Annotated in this window: 13 protein-coding genes; 5 read left to right on the plus strand and 8 right to left on the minus strand. The window is 64.1% G+C overall.

Annotated features, from left to right (window positions below; genetic code table 11):
- Nucleotides 1-128 precede the first annotated feature (128 nt).
- Entirely contained in the window at nt 129-872 is a 744-nt protein-coding gene (gene rlmB, locus NE850_RS17715) for a 23S rRNA (guanosine(2251)-2'-O)-methyltransferase RlmB (RefSeq protein ID WP_007182197.1), read from the plus strand.
- Nucleotides 873-938: 66 nt separating this feature from the next.
- Complete coding sequence (gene rpiA, locus NE850_RS17720) at nt 939-1,634, plus strand: ribose-5-phosphate isomerase RpiA (protein ID WP_007182196.1); 696 nt, start codon at nt 939-941, stop codon at nt 1,632-1,634.
- Nucleotides 1,635-1,757: 123 nt separating this feature from the next.
- On the opposite strand, the gene NE850_RS17725 is transcribed toward rpiA, so the two are convergent.
- A complete protein-coding gene (locus NE850_RS17725) occupies nt 1,758-3,044 on the minus strand; it encodes a glycosyltransferase family 4 protein (protein ID WP_007182195.1) in 1,287 nt (428 codons plus the stop codon).
- A 176-nt stretch (nt 3,045-3,220) separates the two neighbouring features.
- On the opposite strand from NE850_RS17725, the gene NE850_RS17730 reads away from it, so the two are divergent.
- From NE850_RS17730 to NE850_RS17740, 3 genes are all read left to right on the plus strand, one after another.
- Complete coding sequence (locus NE850_RS17730; protein ID WP_007182194.1) at nt 3,221-4,444, plus strand: glycosyltransferase family 4 protein; 1,224 nt, start codon at nt 3,221-3,223, stop codon at nt 4,442-4,444.
- 254 nt (nt 4,445-4,698) lie between these two features.
- Entirely contained in the window at nt 4,699-4,998 is a 300-nt protein-coding gene (locus NE850_RS17735) for a type II toxin-antitoxin system HigB family toxin (RefSeq protein WP_007182193.1), read from the plus strand.
- Complete coding sequence (locus NE850_RS17740; RefSeq protein WP_035518172.1) at nt 4,995-5,417, plus strand: type II toxin-antitoxin system HigA family antitoxin; 423 nt, start codon at nt 4,995-4,997, stop codon at nt 5,415-5,417. The genes NE850_RS17735 and NE850_RS17740 overlap by 4 nt, the downstream gene beginning before the upstream one ends.
- Before the next feature lie 235 nt (nt 5,418-5,652).
- On the opposite strand, the gene NE850_RS17745 is transcribed toward NE850_RS17740, so the two are convergent.
- From NE850_RS17745 to NE850_RS17775, 7 genes are all read right to left on the minus strand, one after another.
- Complete coding sequence (locus NE850_RS17745) at nt 5,653-8,061, minus strand: polysaccharide biosynthesis tyrosine autokinase (RefSeq protein ID WP_165185721.1); 2,409 nt, start codon at nt 8,059-8,061, stop codon at nt 5,653-5,655.
- Between the two features lie 145 nt (nt 8,062-8,206).
- Nucleotides 8,207-9,160, minus strand: coding sequence for a glycosyltransferase family 2 protein (locus NE850_RS17750; RefSeq protein WP_007182189.1), 954 nt, complete (start codon nt 9,158-9,160; stop codon nt 8,207-8,209).
- A 2-nt stretch (nt 9,161-9,162) separates the two neighbouring features.
- Nucleotides 9,163-10,548, minus strand: coding sequence for an undecaprenyl-phosphate glucose phosphotransferase (locus tag NE850_RS17755; protein WP_007182188.1), 1,386 nt, complete (start codon nt 10,546-10,548; stop codon nt 9,163-9,165).
- Between the two features lie 35 nt (nt 10,549-10,583).
- Nucleotides 10,584-11,318, minus strand: a complete 735-nt coding sequence (locus NE850_RS17760; RefSeq protein ID WP_007182187.1) for a Crp/Fnr family transcriptional regulator — start codon at nt 11,316-11,318, stop codon at nt 10,584-10,586.
- Nucleotides 11,319-11,945: 627 nt separating this feature from the next.
- A complete protein-coding gene (locus NE850_RS17765) occupies nt 11,946-14,585 on the minus strand; it encodes a glycoside hydrolase family 2 protein (RefSeq protein WP_165185727.1) in 2,640 nt (879 codons plus the stop codon).
- Between the two features lie 40 nt (nt 14,586-14,625).
- Nucleotides 14,626-15,702, minus strand: a complete 1,077-nt coding sequence (locus NE850_RS17770; protein WP_165185730.1) for a DUF1839 family protein — start codon at nt 15,700-15,702, stop codon at nt 14,626-14,628.
- Nucleotides 15,699-16,763 carry an amino acid--[acyl-carrier-protein] ligase gene (locus NE850_RS17775; protein ID WP_007182184.1) on the minus strand — a complete coding sequence of 355 codons (1,065 nt, stop codon included), beginning with the start codon at nt 16,761-16,763 and terminating at the stop codon, nt 15,699-15,701. Before NE850_RS17775 ends, NE850_RS17770 begins: the two co-directional genes overlap by 4 nt.
- Nucleotide 16,764 lies beyond the last annotated feature (1 nt).

Consider the following 16,764-nt stretch of genomic DNA (forward strand, 5'->3'; position numbering starts at 1 on the left):
ATTCGAACGCGGCAGCGAAACGTGGCGGCGAAACGTGGCGGCGAAGCGCGGCAGGCAGGTTTGCGCAGATTCATATTCATCACAGCAGCGCGTGTTGCACGCGCGCTCAATCAAAGGTTGTATCAGTCATGGCACGTCTCAAGGTTTTATATGGTTTCCACGCAGTGACCGCGCGTATCCGGCACGATGCGTCGACAGTCGAAGATGTCTATTACGACGCGACGCGCAAAGACCGTCGCATGACCGAATTCCTGCACGCGGCGAAAGAGGCCGGCGTGCGCCTGATCGCCGCCGACGAAACGCGTTTGTGGGGCCTCGCGCACACCGAGCGCCATCAGGGCGTGGTCGCGCGCGCGGGCGACATGCCGCTCGCGCAGAACCTGGCCGAGCTGCTCGACGGCATCAACGGTTCGCCGCTGATTCTCGTGCTCGACGGCGTGACCGATCCGCACAACCTCGGCGCCTGCTTGCGCGTGGCCGATGCCGCCGGCGCGCACGCGGTGATCGCGCCGCGTGACCGCGCGGTGGGTCTGAACGCGACGGCCGCGAAGGTGGCGAGCGGCGCGGCCGACACCGTGCCGTACATCACCGTGACGAATCTGGCGCGCGCGCTGCGCGAGTTGAAGGACGCGGGCGTGTGGGTCGTCGGGACGGCCGGCGAGGCCACCAAAAGCCTCTACGACACCGAGCTGGACGGTCCGGTGGCACTGGTGATGGGCGCCGAAGGCGAGGGCATGCGGCGTCTCACGCGCGACACCTGCGACGTGGTCATGCAGATTCCGATGGCGGGCACGGTCGAAAGCCTGAATGTCTCGGTGGCGAGCGGCGTTTGTCTGTTCGAAGCCGTGCGGCAGCGGGCGGTGAAGAAGTAAGCCCGGCCGGCGCTCGCGCGCCACTCCGGTAAACTACCGTTTTTCTACTGCCCGCCAGCCTCTTCCATGACTCAAGACGAACTCAAACAACTGGTCGGCCAGGCCGCCGCCGACTACGTGAACGCCAACGTGCCCGAAGGCTCGGTGATCGGCGTCGGCACCGGCTCCACCGCGAACTGTTTCATCGACGCGCTGGCCGCCGACAAAACGCGCTATCGCGGCGCGGTGTCGAGTTCGCTCGCCACCACCGCGCGGCTGCAGTCGCACGGTTTCAAGGTGCTCGATCTCAACGAAATCGATTTGCTGCCGGTGTACGTGGACGGCGCCGACGAGATCGACCACAGCGGTGCGATGATCAAGGGCGGCGGCGGCGCGCTCACGCGCGAGAAGATCGTCGCGTCGGTGTCGGACGTGTTCGTGTGTATCGCGGACGCCAGCAAGCTGGTCGAAACGCTCGGCAATTTCCCGCTGCCGATCGAAGTGGTGCCGATGGCGCGCACCTCGATCGGCCGCCGCGTCACGGCGCTCGGCGGCGTGCCGGTGGTGCGCGTCACTAAGGAAGGCGTGCCGTTCATCACGGACAACGGCAATGAGATCATCGACGTCAAGGGTTTGCGCATCAGCGACCCGCGCACGCTGGAAACGCATATCAACGCATGGCCGGGCGTGGTGACGGTGGGCCTGTTCGCGAGTCGTGGCGCCAATCTGTGCCTGCTCGGCACGGACACCGGCGTCGAGACGATCGAGTACAGCAAGGGCTGAGCAACGCCGCCCGATCGTCGCGCGCGAGTTCGGGTCAACCGGCTCGCGCAGACAGCGAATGCGGGACTCGAGTCGATATGCGTGAGCATGCTTAACGTGCGCTAAGCTGCATCAACGCGTGCATCAACGCGCGGCCTGCCTGATCGCCTGCGTCATCCGCTGCAAATACTGCTCCACCGAAAATTCCGCTTGCGCATCGGCCAGCGCCTGTTTTGCAAGACGCTGCGCCAAGGCCGGATCGGCACGCAACGTGCCGATTGCCTCCGCTAGCGCCGCGACATCCCCTGGTTTCACCAGCCAGCCGTTGTGCCCGTGCCGCACGATCTCGGTTACGCCGCCGGCCGCCGAGGCGATCACCGGGCGCGCCGCCGCCATCCCTTCGACGACCACCCGTCCGAACGGCTCGGGTTCGGTCGATGTATGCAGGATCACGTCCATCGCTTTCATCCACGCGGGCACGTCGTCCTGAAAGCCCGCAAAGTGCACGCGATCGGTCACGCCGAGCGCCGCGGCCTGCTCACGCAGGCGCTGCGCATAGGCATCCTCGCCGAATAGCGGGGCGCCGACCAGCACGAGATGCGCGTCCGGCAAGCGCGCGAGCGCGTCGAGCGCGACATGCTGGCCTTTCCACGGCGCGAGGCGGCCGAACAGACCCGCGAGCCAGGCCGTTTCCGGCAAGCCGAGGCGCCGCCGCAGCGCGGCCATGTCGCTGCCGTTCACGCGGCTGAACGCGGCGGCGTCGATACCGTTATAGACGACCGGTGCCGAGCCGGCCGCGCTGCCGGTCAGCGCCGCGAGCGAACGCTCTGACGCCTGCGAGTTCACCACCACGTGATCGACCGCGAAGCGCACCAGCCATTTGACGACACTCAACTGCACGCGCCCGAAATGCTCGCGCGTGAGAATGTCGTGCTGATACCAGATCACCGGTTTGCGATGCAGCGGTTTGCCGAGCGCGCCGAGCACCAGCGCTTTCTGCGTGTTGAGAAACAGCACGTCGAAACGTCGTGCACGCGTGGCGATTGCGCGCACCTGACGCAGGATGCCGGGCACGACGCGCAGACAGTTCAACACAGACGCTTGCCGCTCGACGTTCGACACCCGCGCGTCGTTGATCACCTGCACGCGCACGCCGAGCGTTTCGAGGCGCGCGCGAAACGGGCCATCGGAAAGCAGCACGACTTCGCTGCGCGCGGCGCAATGTCCCGCCAGTTGCAGCAGCGCGAATTCAGCGCCGCCGAGCTGGCCGCTCTGATCGACGAACAGCACGCGAGGTATGGCGGGCGCTGCAGCGGTTGCCGTCGATGCAGAAGGCGCGGGTGCAGCAGGTGGATCGATCAGCGTGGGCTGAACCAGTTGCAAGGAATGAGTAAGCGGGGCGAGTGGCGAGGCTTCGATCGTCGGGCGCATAGGAAGGCGAAGTAATAGAAAGCGAGAAGGCGCAGGTTCGCAATAGGCGAATGGCGATACCTGATTATTCGCGTACAGTCGCGCGTCGAATGTGGGCACGCGCACGCACAGCCAACGATGCGCCACATACACTCGTTGCTAAGCCCAAGAGGCGTTAATTAAAAATCGGGGGGATCATGAAAGTGGCGATCGTGCACGACTGGCTGGTCGCGCCGGGCGGGGCGGAGAAGGTGCTTGAGCAGATCATCGAGTGCTTTCCCGACGCGGATCTTTTCAGTCTTGTCGATTTCCTCGAAGACCGTAGACCCCTGGGCGGCAAGCCCGTGACGACATCGTTCATTCAGCGGCTGCCGTTCGCACGACGCCACTATCGAGCTTATTTGCCGTTGATGCCGCTTGCTGTCGAACAGTTCGATCTGTCCGGCTACGATCTGATCATTACGAGTTCTTATGCGGTCGCCAAGGGTGTACTGGTCGGCCCGGATCAGACGCATGTGAGTTATGTGCATTCACCGATGCGCTACGCGTGGGATCTGCAGCATCAGTACCTACGCGAAGCGAATCTGACGCATGGACCGAAGTCGTGGGCGGCGCGCGCGCTGCTCCACTACTTGCGCGGTTGGGATTCGCATTCGGCGAACGGCGTCGACCGGTTGATCGCGAACTCGCAGTTCGTGGCGCGCCGCATGATGAAAACCTACCGGCGCGATGCGGCCGTGATTCCGCCGCCCGTCGACGTGCAGGAATTCGAACTGTGTACGCGCAAGGAAGACTTTTATCTGACTGCTTCGCGAATGGTGCCTTACAAGCGTATCGATCTGATTGTCGAGACCTTCAATGCCACACCGCACCGCAAGCTGATCGTGATCGGCGACGGGCCGGAGATGGCGACGATCCGTGCCAAGGCCCGCTCGAATGTGACGATTCTCGGTTATCAGCCGTTCGAGGTTCTGAAGGATCACCTGCAACGCGCGCGAGCTTTCGTGTTCGCCGCCGAAGAGGACTTCGGCATCGTCCCGCTCGAAGCGCAGGCATGCGGTACGCCGGTCATCGCATTCGGCAAGGGCGGCGCGCTTGAAACCGTGGTGCCGATCGGCGAGGCGCATCCCACCGGCGTGTATTTCGCGCGCCAGACGGTAGTGTCGATGCTCGACGCGATCGATCGCTTCGAGCGTCAGCGCAACCAGATCACGCCGGCGGCATGCCGTGCGAACGCTGAACGGTTTTCGGCGGCGGTGTTCCGGCGCGCATTCATGGCCGAGGTCACGCGCACGATCGCGGCGGCGGGGCTGCGTCATCGGGTCGGGGCAGTGGAGCGGGTCGAGCCCGATCCGGCCGCCCAGCCCCAGGATCTACGCTGGCCGGCCGAACCGGCGCCGAAAAGCAGTTGGGGCCGCTGACGGGCTCGAAGGCGACCACGTCAGTGGCTTGCGCATGGTGGAGAGACGACCGCTGGGCAGCGGTAGGTCGTCTCATTATTCGCATATCGCGAAGTTCGCGAAACGAGAATAAAATGCTGTTCGTTGTCCCGCAGTGAGCTGTAAACAGCCGTTCGGACTATGCCTTCCGGCCGGCTATCGTTGTCGATTCGCTCCGTTTAGCCTTGCCGGTGGCGCGCCCATGTTCAGCGCGCGATTACGTGCAAGGAAATCCGATGCGGGTCATTTCAAAGAAAGCGTTGCTGGACTTCATAAACAGACATCCGGGGGCGCGCAGTGCGCTATTGACGTGGTATTCACTGGCGCAGGCATGCCTCGCGTATGGCTATAACGACCTGAAGCAGACGTTCGCCGGCGTGGACTACGTGCCGCCTCAATACACCGTTTTCGATGTAGGCGGCAACCGGTTCAGGATCGTTGCGGCGATTCACTACAACAGGCAGTCGTTATTCGTTCGTCATGTATTGACGCATGCGGAGTACGACCTTTGGACGAGGAAGAATCTAAACTCATGAATGCCGATCGCCTTCCGGGAGGTTTTCCCGACATCGCACAAACCTGGGCCGCGCTGCAAGCCCAGTTGCCGATCACGCCCATTCGCAACGAGCAGGACTACCAGACCATGGTGCGGCTCGCCAACTCGCTTGCCGATCATCTGAACGGCAACGAGGAGGATCCGCTGTCCGATCTGTTCGCGATCGTGACCGACCTGATCGAAAGCTGGGAAGCGCACAACGTCACGATTCCAAAAGCGGAACCGCGCGAGGTGTTGCGTCATTTGCTGGAAACGCATGGGCTCAGGCAAAAAGACCTGATAGGTATCGCATCGCCCACCGTGGTGAGCGACATTCTTGCGGGCCGCCGCGCCATCAGCAAGAAGGTGGCCAAGGCCCTGGCCGTGCGTTTTCATACCGACGTCAGTGCGTTTCTGTAAAAACGGCGCAGCGCCGGCCCTGTGCCATGCGCTGCGCTGACCGGCAAGCTTTTTCCGGTCCTTCAGTTCACTTCTCTTCACATCACTTCGGTTCGGTTCTGTCCATGCACCGTCGGCGGCATTTCTAACCGCCGGTATCGGTGTCCTCCCTCCGCCCTGTAGACCCGCCCAATACAAAAAGGGCTGCGCCCTCGATGCGGCGCAGCCCTTTTCGTTATCCCACGCTCAACGCGCTCTAGCCTGGCGCGTGAATGTCGGGCGGATCACCGGCGGAGTACGTGTACGCATACGCATAGTCGTACGTGCCGTTGCGATTGTGGCTCTTGAGCGGCACGGCATTCATCACGCCGCCCACCACCCGGGCCCGCGCGCGCCGCAACTTCTTCAGCGCGTCGGCCACGTGGCCTTCGGTGTGTGCGCCGGAGCGCATCACCAGCACGGTGGACCCGGCGATGTTGGCGACCACCGCCGCGTCAGCCACGGCCAGCAGCGGCGGCGTATCCACGATGACCAGATCGAACTCCTGCTCGAAGCGCGCAAGAATCTCGCTGAAGCGCGACGACGTCAGAATCTCCGACGGATTCGGCGGATAGGCGCCCGCCGCGATGAAGTGCAGGCCGTCCACGCCGGTCGCGCGCGCCACGGTTTCGAGGTCCGCCTCGCCGGTCAGCAACTCGGTCAGGCCGCCGTTCGGCGAGCGGCCGAGATAGTGCGCGAGCCGGCCGCGCCGCAGATCGGCGTCGATCAGCAGCACGCGCTTGCCCGATTCCGCCATCAGCGCGGCGAGGTTCGCACACAAAAAGCTCTTGCCGTCCGAAGGTGCCGGGCTCGTGATCGCGACGATCCGGTTGGGCGCGTCGAGCAGGCCGAATTGCAGCGTGGCGCGCAGACCGCGCAAGCCTTCCACCGTCGTATCGTACGGATGCGTCTTGACCAGTAGCGGCCGTATCGGTGTCTTGCCCGACCCGATGATGGTCTGCGTGCCCACCGGCACACTGGCTTGACCGCCGGCCGCCGGGCGCGGCCGCAACAGCCGCATGACGCCCGCAGGTTCGTCGGCGGCCGCACGTACCTCCGTCGGCGTGGAGCGCGGCGCGGGCAGGGCGGCGCGGCGCGTCGCGCTCAATTGCCGGTCGCTGCGCGCCTGTTCCGGGCTGAAGGCGATCGAGCCGAAGATCGGCAGATGAAAGCGCCGTTCGACGAACTCGGGATCGGACACGCCGGTAAAGAACGTGCGGCGGCAGAACGCGAACAGAATGCCGCCGATCACGCCGAGCACCGTGCCGGCCGAAATGATCAGCGCCGACTTCGGCCGCACCGGCTGGGACGGCAGCAACGCTTCGTCGATGATATGCACGTTGCCGATCGTGCCGGCACGCGAAATCGACAGCTCCTGCGTCTTGTTCAGCAGCGTCACATAGATTTCTTCGGCAACCTTCGCATCGCGCTGCAACGCGATGGCGTTGCGCTCGGAACTCGGCAGGGACGCGAAGTGATCTTCGAAGTGCTTTTTCTCACGCGTCATCGCGGCGATTTGCGCGTCGACCTGCTGCACTTCCTGAGAGGCTTCGGTGAAACGCTGCAACAGTTGCGCGCGCTGGATGCGCAGCGTGCCGAGCTGCTTGTCGTAGTCGAGGCCGCCGGCCAGATATACGCCGGCTTCCTGAGTCGGCTGGAACGAGAACGAGCCGACTTTCGACTGATACTCCGACAAGGCGGTTTCCGTCCTCTTCACTTCTTCGCGCAGGCGCGGCAATTCGCCGTTCAGGAAGGTCAGCATGCGGCTCGCTTCTTCCTGCGCGCGCTCGGTGCGTTGCTTCAGATACGACTGTGCCACCGCGTTGGCGATGTCGGTGATCGCGTGCGGGTCGGTGCCCGTGTACGACAGTTGCACGACGCCGGTGTCGCGGCCTTTCTCCGTGACCTGCAAACCGGCCGCGAGGCCGTTGACCGCGTCGAGCTGGTTGTAGCGCGTCACGTATAACTCGGTGCCGGGACGCGCCACCAGTGTCTTCACGAACAGCGTGACGCCGCCGCCTTCGGCTTCCTGGCCGGCCACGCCGGTCAGGATCTGCTGGCCGAACGCGTCGCTCAGTTCGTAGCGGCCGTGGTCCAGCACGCGCAAGGTCAGGCGCGCGCCTTCGAGCGACTTCGGCACGGTGATCGACTGGACCTCGAATTGCTCGCCGCCCCACGCATACGAATCCAGGCCGAAGGCCGCGCCGAGCGGATGGCCCGGACGCGCGAACAGCGCCGAAATCCTGCCGAGCACCGGCACGGACTTCTCGGACGTGGTGAAGTTCAGCTTGAACTGTTCGACCACGGGTTCGACCACGGCGCGGCTCTTGACGATCTCGATCTCGGCGTCGGTGCGCATCGGGCCGACCGTCGGCATCAGCGACGCCGAGTTCTGCGCTTGCCCGCTGCCGTTGTTGCTGCTTTGCGCGTCGACCTGAAGCAGCGCGTCGGCGGAATAGATCGGTGTGGCGATCTTCGTATAGAGCACCGCGGCGAGAATCACGCTCGCGGCAATGCCGATCACCCACCAGATCTGATCCATGACCATGCGCAGGAGGTCGCGCATCACGGCATCTTCGTCGCTGCTGGACGCCGGTCCCGGCTCCAGCATGTCATATGTACTCATAGTGATTCCCCGTTGCGAGCAATTTTTCTGAACAACAGCGCGGTGTGGAAGAGCGGTACGGCCGCGAGCTCGGCGGCCATTGTTTTGATGATCATGTCGTGGTCCCTCGCGAGAAACCGGTGCGTCGATCCGGTGCGTCGATCGGTCAGCGCATCGCTTCCTGCCATGCCCCGCGCATTGCGCGTAAACCGACCCGCCATTTGCGAAGCGCAAGTGCCACGCCGCCGCGCTCGAACGCTAGCGACAATGCGCGCAGGAACCCCGGGTCCGCGCGATCGCCGATCAGCGTCGAGTAAGCAACGAACGCCCATCGGCCGGGTGGCGTCAGGTATTCGCACATGATGAGTCGGAGATTGAACGACGCGTTATAGAACGCCGCGTCGTTGAAGGTGAAACGCTGGTCTTCGTCGCTGCGCTGGGCGGGGAAGTGCTCCACCAGCAGCGCCGGGTCGTAGATCAGTTTCCAGCCGCGCCGCTGCACGTCCAGACTGAAGGCCATCTCGCAGTGAACCTGCGCGCCGGTGCCGCGCAAGCGGGCGTCGAAACGCAGCGCGCCGATCGCCTCGCGGCGAAACGACATGTTCACGCCTTTGAGCACGTGGACTTCACGCGCCTCACCGTGGCCGATATGGTGATTGCCGATGGTTCGCCCATACCAGCGCACGATCCCCACGCGCGGCTTCTGCCCTTGCAGGATGCCGTTGCGTTCGTGCACGATGTCGCGTCCGCCCAGGCCGCCGAGCGTCGCATCGCGTTCGAAGGCGCGCGCGATCCGCGCGACCCAGTCGGAGTGCGGCGCGGCGTCGTCGTCGGTGAAGCAGAGCACGTCGCCGCTGGCGCTTTCGATGCCGAGGTTGTAAGCGGCGACCACGCCCGGCTCGCGCACCAGCACGACCGCGCGGCGCGAGTCGGGCCGGTTGGCCTCGCGGGTGCGCAACCAGTCGAGCGTGGCGTAATCGTCGTGGCGTGCGATCACGATCACTTCGTCGGCGCGGCGCTCCTGGGCGTCGAGTGCCGCGAGGCAGCGCGCCAGGTCGGCGGTGCGCCGGTAGGTCGGCACGATCACGGAGACTTTCACGAACGGTTCCCGTATTGGCATGATCAGAATGCGTTGCGGCCGACAAAGCCCTTGAAGATCGTGATGAACACGATCTTCATGTCGAACCAGAACGACCAGTTGTAGATGTAGAAGAGATCGAACTTGACGCGCGCTTCCATCTTTTCCACCTTGCTGGTGGCGCCGCGATAGCCGTTGACCTGGGCCCAGCCGGTAATGCCCGGTTTGATCCGGTAGCGGTACATGTAGCCGTACACCTGATCCTTGTAGAGATCGTCGTGTTCGACCGCATGCGGACGCGGGCCGACCACGGACATCTGCCCGAGCAGTACGTTGAGGAATTGCGGCAGCTCGTCGAGGCTAGTGCGGCGCATGAAGCCGCCGAGCTTCGTGACGCGGGCGTCGTTGCGCGAGGCCTGGGTGAGCTGGCCCTGCGCTTCGTGATGCACGGTCATCGAACGGAACTTGTAGATCGCGAACGGCTGGCCGTCCACGCCCTTGCGAATCTGGCGAAAGAACACCGGTCCCGGCGAGCTGAGCTTGATGCCGATCGCGAGCACCACGAACACCGGCGCGAGCGCCAGCAGCGCAGCCGCCGCGAACAGGCGGTCGAAGATCAGCTTGGGCCACATCTGCGGCGACGAGAAGGGCGTCGCGCTCAGATTGAGCGTGGGTAAACCGACGACATCGACCAGCGCGTGATTGAAAAGCGAAAGGCTGCGCACATCGGGAATGAAGCGCAGATTCACGAAGTCATGCCGGAACATGCGCGTGAACCGGTAGATCGTATGTTCTTCGGAAAGCGGCAACGCGAGCCACACTTCGTTCACGTGTTCTTCGCGCACCCTGGCGGCGAAGGCGTTCAGATCGGTCAGTACCGGCAGGCGGTTCAGACGCGCGCCGTACGATTCGGCCGCTTCGATGCTGGTGTCGAATACGCACACCGGCTTGAAGCCGGCTTGCGGCGCATGTTCGAGATGGGCGAGCAGCGTGCGTGCGAAGCCGGGTGCGCCGACAATCGCCACGGTGCGGTAGTTCATCCCGCGGCGCCGCACGATGCGCAGCGCCACGTGCACGAGGCACTTGGTCGCGATGATCAGTGCGCCGGAAATCAGCGTGGAGTAGCCGAACCACAAACGCGACACGGCATCCATGCGATGCAGCGTGAACGCGAGAAAGAGCGCGGTGGCGACCACCACTATCCACGCTGCGGCCACTCTCGCCAGCATGGATGACAGGTGTTTGCCGCGCCAGGTTTCATAGACCCCGAAGCCGGGAAACAGCAGCAGGACCAGTACGCAGTTAAAGGCGATCAGAAGACGCTCGGTGTCCGACAGCGCAATCGGCGTCGAGAACCGCATCCAGTGAGCGAGCAGGCCTCCCGCAATCACGAAGAGTGCGTCGAGGAATCGCGCAGTATTCCTGAACATGTTTGACTCTACCCATTAGTCGAACGGACCTGCGCTTACTCGACGGCTTCGGCCTGGCGCAGACGCGGCAGCAGGCGGTCGAATTCGCGCTTGACGAGGCCATAGCATTCGCAGGCGCGTGCCTCGAGTCCTTTGCGGTCGAGCACCTTGATATGGCCGCGGCTGTGATGGATCAGGCCTTCGTCGTGCAACTTGCCGGCCGCTTCGGTAATGCCTTCGCGGCGCACGCCGAGCATGTCGGCGATCAGTTGCTGGGTAACGGTGAGATCGTTCGATGCAACGCGGTCCACCTCGATCAGCAACCAGCGGCACAGTTGCTTGTTCAGCGCGTGATGACGGTTGCAGGCGGCGGTTTGCGCGACTTGCGTGAGCAGGGCGTGCATGTACAGCAGCATCAGGCGGCGTAGAAAGTCGGAGCGGGCAAATTGCTGCTTGAGCGCCTGTGCGCTCATCCGGTACGCGAAACCGGCGCACTGGACCTGCACGCGGTTCGGCATGGTTTCGCCGCCCGTGAGCACCGGCACGCCCGTCATGCCTTCGCGGCCGACCGCGGCGATTTCGACGGAGCTGCCGTCTTCCATCGTCGAGAGCATCGAGATGATCGCGGTGGTGGGGAAGTAGACATGATGAATGCGTTGACCCGAGTCACACAGCAATTGCTCGGTGCGCAGGTGAACCAGTTCCAGGTGGGGTGCCAGTGCCTGCCATTCGTGGGACGGCAGTGCGCCGAGCAAATGGTTACCGTGCAAATCGGATTGAAGTGTCAACATGATCGGTCCTCGCGTGAAAGTCGCGCTCTGCGTGACTTTCTGTTTTTGATCCGATGCCTGCATCCCTTGATAAACACGTGCTGCCTGGCGAGCAGCGAAGGATGAACAGGACCGGCCCCGTATTGGCCTGATGCGCCGCCGTGGTTGTCTATCTCGTCTGCGGTGACGCGGTGTTGCGCTCTTCTATTAGCGAGGAGCGTGCCAGCGATAGGGAAAACGAGGACTGGTGCGGGGTAACGCACGAAGGCTTAGCGCTGCGCGAAGCCAAACGCGGCTTTTTGTTTCAAATCTGTACACCGGCCTCGCGCCCGCCGCACGTTTCGCAGAGCCCCTTCGTTTGGATCAATGCCTTGCTGGGACTGGGCTGGCGGCTGACGGAAGGGGGTGGGTGCCAGGTGTCTCAGGGGTGAATCAGCCTTACTGGGCGTGTTTTCATGCGGCGTCCGGGATGTGCCGGAATTGATTCAGATGTGTTCGACACGCTATGTGCGGCGCCGCACCGATGATGTTTTTGGCGCCGCAAAAGTCTGAGAAAAACCAACAGTGATTCCGCAGACCAGACAGATGGATTCGCGCAGCGCGAGGTTTTACGCGCCTCGCGAAGGGGTGGCCAGATCAGGGAGACGTTCAGCCGTAGAACGTGGCGGATATCGCATTGACCGCGCGAACTTCGCCGGCGGGCGCCGCGTATGTTGCATCGGCTTTAAACACGGCATTCGATGCGTGTGCAACGAATCCGTCGTGCGGCATGAGCGGAATGAGCGGCACGACGCAACGCCGGTTCGGCGGCAGATGGAACCAGTCGTGTGCGGCGCGGTAGTGTGTGTCAACGATATGAACGAAGCGCGCAAAGCGCTTTGTTTCGATCACGAGCTGCCAGCCGTCGCCGTTACGCTCGGCGGCAACGCTCACTCCCAGATCGTGGCGCCCGGCAACGCGCCGCTCCGGCAGATAAAACGCTTCCGAAACGATCTCGCCGCTCGCCTTGTCGCGCAGCGTGGCCATCACCACGTCGTGCGCGCGCGGGCCGAAGCGGTACGCGTGCGTGAAATCGAAGAACTGGCCGAGGCACGCGGCCGCGCTTATACGTTGCGCGCTGTGCGACGCAAGCTCGACTTCGCAGCTTGCGCAGGCGACCTTGACGCTGCCCTCGCGCAGGCAGACCAGTTCGAGTTGTGCGACGAGGGGCTGCGCGCGCTCGTTGAGCAGATGAATATCGAGCCCGTTGAGGCCCTCGTCGGTCATCAGCACCTGAATGGGTTGCAGGGCTTTCGCGAGGCCGTGCAGGGCGCTTTTAGGCCGTCCTGTGGCATCGATCAAGCCCCAGCCTGCACCGGCTCGCAAATCCTGAAGCTGCCAGACCAGCGCACCGCCGCATGTCGAACCGTTGCGGCGCCATTCGGCGAATACGTCTCCCATCAGTTCGGCGACCACTGCGCGCGACAGGTCCAGATAACGCTCGGGGTCTTCGTAACGCAAGCATGCGGGCTCGACACCGTACAGCGTTTGCAGATAGTGGTCGCGCACGTCGTCAAAATCCCAGCCGGCGCCGGGGTCGCGCGGCACGGCGGCTTTCCAGCGCGGATCGTGCAGATGAATCGTGCCGGGCGCGTCGTGCAAGGTGGCGTCGTCGGGCACGTTGGCGAAGGCGAGGCATTCGGCGGCGAAGCGCACTTGCGAGCGGCGCACGTCGTCGAGCGGACGCTGATAGGCGCCTACGCCGTAGTAGTGAGTGACGCCCTCGTTAGTCGAAAACGGCCACACGCCTCCCGATGGCGAGTTGCTCACGTACGGCACGTCGCTCCGTTCGCGCGCGACGATGGCGGGCAACTGTTCGGTGAAGAGTGGTTGCGCGCGCATCGAAGGCGGCAGGCCGAACATGGCCGCCTGCTGGTCGACTTCGCTGCCGCCGCACAGTACCGCGAGCGAAGCGAAGCGCCGTGTGCGCGTCAGAAACTGGGTGGCTTCGCGCTCGATCGACGCACTGAACGCGGCATCGCTCGGGTAGTCGAAATTCGCCAACGCGAAGTCCTGCCAGACGAGCATGCCGTATTCGTCGGCGAGCGCATAAAACGCGTCGGACTCGTAGACCATCGTGCCGCCCACGCGCAACATGTTCATGCCTGCATTGCGGGCCAGCGTGAAAGCGTGGCGCAGTTGCGCCTCAGTGCCGTTGAGGGTGACGAGGTCCGCACTGGTCCAGCACGCGCCGCGGCAGAACACCGGCAGGCCATTTACGCGCAATGCGAAGCCCATGCCGTCGGCGCCGCGGTCCACTTCAATGCTGCGAAAGCCGACCAAACCCAATACGTGAGATGTCGGGTGCCCGTCATCAAGCTGCAACGTCAATGAATATAACGTGGGCTCGCCGTGCGTGTGCGGCCACCAGCGCTGCGCACACGGCACGCGCACGCTGCCGGTCAGTGTATATGCATCACGCCATTGCAAAGACGAAACACCATCCCTGCATTTAAGCGAGGCGCGTAAGTTCGCTTCATTCTGTGGACGAACGAAACGTAGCGTCAACGAAACAACGCCGTCGTCGCCGTCGAGCCGGCTCGACATGTCCACGGTGTCGAATGCGTGAGGCGCGTCGCTCAGCAATTCGACCGGACGCCACGGCCCGACCGCCTGCACCGAAGGACACCAGCCTGGCATATGGCCGAGCAGCGTGGTGCGCACGTTGCGCAAGGTGGGCGGCGACACGAGCCGTGGCCGCCAGCGAGCGCGTGAACGTTTTGCCGCCAATGCCGGGGTGAGAGAGCGGAAGCACAGCGCGAGCGTCGCGCTGCCGTTCAGTTCGATGTCGAGATCGTGCGTAACGAACATCGAATCGGAGTCGAGATGCCTGACGCCGTCGAGCCACACTTCGGCGACGGTCGCGAGGCCATGCAGGCGCAAGCGGCGTTGGCCGCTGCCTTCGAGCGCGAGGCGATACCAGTGATCGTCGAAGGCAAGCGGCGGCGGCTGCGAGATGTCCAGCAGACCCGCGGCACGCCGCGCGCTCGCAACGGTGCCGGGCACTTGCGCGGCGAGCCAGCCATGTGCGGGTAAATCGGCGGGCGACGCGCATGCGCCCGCCGGCGTGCTGACACACTGCCAGCCGATATCGAGCCGCTGCGGCCAGAGTGTTTGCGATGCCCGTGCCGAGGCGACATCGACATGTGCACCGGTATGCGCGGCGCTGCGGGCTTCGTCAGGCGCGCTCACGAGCGCTCCGCTCGCGTCGCCTTCATCGGGCGCGAGGTTGATCGTCAGTCCATCCACGGCAGGTTCCTGAGAAGTCCGCAAAGCTTCGCGCGGCGCGTCACAGCACCAGCGCGGCGAGCGGCGGCAGCGTCTTTTCGTAAGCGCTTTCGAGCACGTCGAAGCAGTCTTCGCACAGATCGCGGCGCCCGCGGGTAATGGCCCGCACGAGCCGGAACTGCATGACCATCGACTCCGACGCGATGCTCTGCGCCGCTGCCGGAATCGATGCCGGAATCTCGAAGCCTTGCGCGGAAAGCCACAGCAGATACTTCGAGAGAAACTCGAAGTTCGCGCCGAGCTGGCGCATCAGGTTGAACGAGTACGGGTGGAAAAACTTTTCGCCGCGTTCGAGCAGCGTCTCGAGATGCGCGGGAAACGCGGCACGCCATTGCGAAACCGGATTGACGAGCGGCCGGCGCCCAAGATGCGCGCACAGCAGTTCCGCCGATGCCTCCGCCAGTGCGGTGCCTTCGAGCGCGGGCCGCGCCTGCTTGGCGAATTCCACGTACGGAAACAGCAGATCGGGCTGCTGCGCGAACTGCGGCAGCTTGCGGAATACGCCGTCGTAGTCCTCGCCGTCGAGCCGGTGATAGCCGGTGTTGTGAAAATAGCCGAGACGGCGCGCGTCGGGATCGATGAAGTCGATGCCCACCGTGGTTTTTGGATGCTCACGCCGGTACGACGTGGCGCGCGTGTTCGGCAGGTAATAGCCGTCCACTTCCACCAGCACCGTATGACCGCGCGAAGTCTGCGCGAGCACGCGAGCTTCGAGTGAATCGTAGATGGCCAGTTCCTGCACCTGGGTGCCGTAGAGCCGTTCGATATCCTCGAGCGGAAACTTGAAGAAGGTGAACTGGTCGCCTTCGAAATCCTGCGTGACGGTAAAGCCGAACGCCGCGCGCGGATCGAGGCCGAAGCCATGAAGCAATTCGATCCACAGGTCCACGTAGCAGTTGGTCTCCTGCCACACACGCTCGCCCTGATGCAGCGCATGCGGCGCATGCTCGCGCGAACGCGTGACCGGCGTGACTGGCGTGACCGTGGCGATGCCGCCCGCGAGCGGCGGATCGGCGCGCCGGCTGGGCGGGAAGGCGGTGTGCGCGCCGTTCGGCAAAGGTGTCATCGACGGATTCATACGCGCTCTCCGGCGTCTTGCGCCGCCGCGTCGGACGCTGTCTGCATGGTCGCGATGCCATGCGCCACCCGTCCTTCGGTATCGCCCCACAGCAGCGCGCGCACGTCGTCCGGCCACGCGTTCACGTCGAGCCCATGATGACGGAACAGCGCGAGCGTGATGCGTTCCATGCCGAAACCGACACAGCCCGTATGCGCGACCGTGCCGTCGTCGCACTCGATCTTCCAGATCGCGCCGAAGTGTTCCATGTGATAGTTGAACGACAGGCAAGCCGTTTTGCCGCGCGGGTCGGCCACCGGAATCAGCAGTTCGAACTTGAGCGCCTGGGCACGCTGGCTGTCGGCGACGATCTTGCCGCCGCGGCCGAAGAACGGGTCGTTGGCGAGATCCACTTCGACCGGCAACTGCAGCAGATTGACGAGCAGCGAGCCGCGCTCGATCCACATCTGCCGGAACGCCATCACCTGTTCAGCGTTGCCGAGGCGCACGTATTCGCGCTGACGGAACATCTGCATGCGGCCGGGATCGAGCGAGGGTTCGTGACGGAAGCAATACGACAGCACGTCGATCGTGCGGCCGTTCGCGGGCAACGGACCGCGCCGCGCCATCACCGGGTAGATCGGATAGCAGGCGGCCGGCGTGAGCACCACGCGGGTCGGTTTCTGCTGCGCCATCCATGCGTCGCTGCGGTCGTCGTCGCTTTCGGTCATGGCGTCGTCGAGTGCGCGCAACAGGCGCCGGTGGCCCATGTCGTCGCCGCAGAACGAGTGAATCGTGCCGGCCAGATTCGGGAAGCTCTTCAGATACTCGCTGTCTTCGAAGTCGGTGCGGCGCATGGCGGGCGGAAAGCGCAGCACTTCCGGCTGCTGGTCCGCGCCCAGATGCGTGATCGCCACGTTCAGACGGTCCACCACGTCTTCGAAAATCTGACTGCGGCCGTACAGGCCGTTTTCGCCGGTATCGATCAACAGGCCCGCGGCCAGCAGTTCATCGCGGAAGCTCGGCGCTTCGGCCTGCTGTGCTGCGGCCGCGAGCGCGGCGGTATCGGTCATCGTGTTCATC

The organism is Paraburkholderia sp. USG1, from assembly GCF_031570135.1.
Taxonomy (GTDB): domain Bacteria; phylum Pseudomonadota; class Gammaproteobacteria; order Burkholderiales; family Burkholderiaceae; genus Paraburkholderia; species Paraburkholderia dioscoreae.

Bases quoted from the DNA above. Each gene is read 5' to 3' on its own strand.
- rlmB (WP_007182197.1), top strand. From the start codon at position 129: ATGGCACGTCTCAAGGTTTTATATGGTTTCCACGCAGTGACCGCGCGT.
- rpiA (WP_007182196.1), top strand. From the start codon at position 939: ATGACTCAAGACGAACTCAAACAACTGGTCGGCCAGGCCGCCGCCGAC.
- NE850_RS17725 (WP_007182195.1), bottom strand. From the start codon at position 3,044: ATGCGCCCGACGATCGAAGCCTCGCCACTCGCCCCGCTTACTCATTCC.
- NE850_RS17730 (WP_007182194.1), top strand. From the start codon at position 3,221: ATGAAAGTGGCGATCGTGCACGACTGGCTGGTCGCGCCGGGCGGGGCG.
- NE850_RS17735 (WP_007182193.1), top strand. From the start codon at position 4,699: ATGCGGGTCATTTCAAAGAAAGCGTTGCTGGACTTCATAAACAGACAT.
- NE850_RS17740 (WP_035518172.1), top strand. From the start codon at position 4,995: ATGAATGCCGATCGCCTTCCGGGAGGTTTTCCCGACATCGCACAAACC.
- NE850_RS17745 (WP_165185721.1), bottom strand. From the start codon at position 8,061: ATGAGTACATATGACATGCTGGAGCCGGGACCGGCGTCCAGCAGCGAC.
- NE850_RS17750 (WP_007182189.1), bottom strand. From the start codon at position 9,160: ATGCCAATACGGGAACCGTTCGTGAAAGTCTCCGTGATCGTGCCGACC.
- NE850_RS17755 (WP_007182188.1), bottom strand. From the start codon at position 10,548: ATGTTCAGGAATACTGCGCGATTCCTCGACGCACTCTTCGTGATTGCG.
- NE850_RS17760 (WP_007182187.1), bottom strand. From the start codon at position 11,318: ATGTTGACACTTCAATCCGATTTGCACGGTAACCATTTGCTCGGCGCA.
- NE850_RS17770 (WP_165185730.1), bottom strand. From the start codon at position 15,702: ATGAATCCGTCGATGACACCTTTGCCGAACGGCGCGCACACCGCCTTC.
- NE850_RS17775 (WP_007182184.1), bottom strand. From the start codon at position 16,763: ATGAACACGATGACCGATACCGCCGCGCTCGCGGCCGCAGCACAGCAG.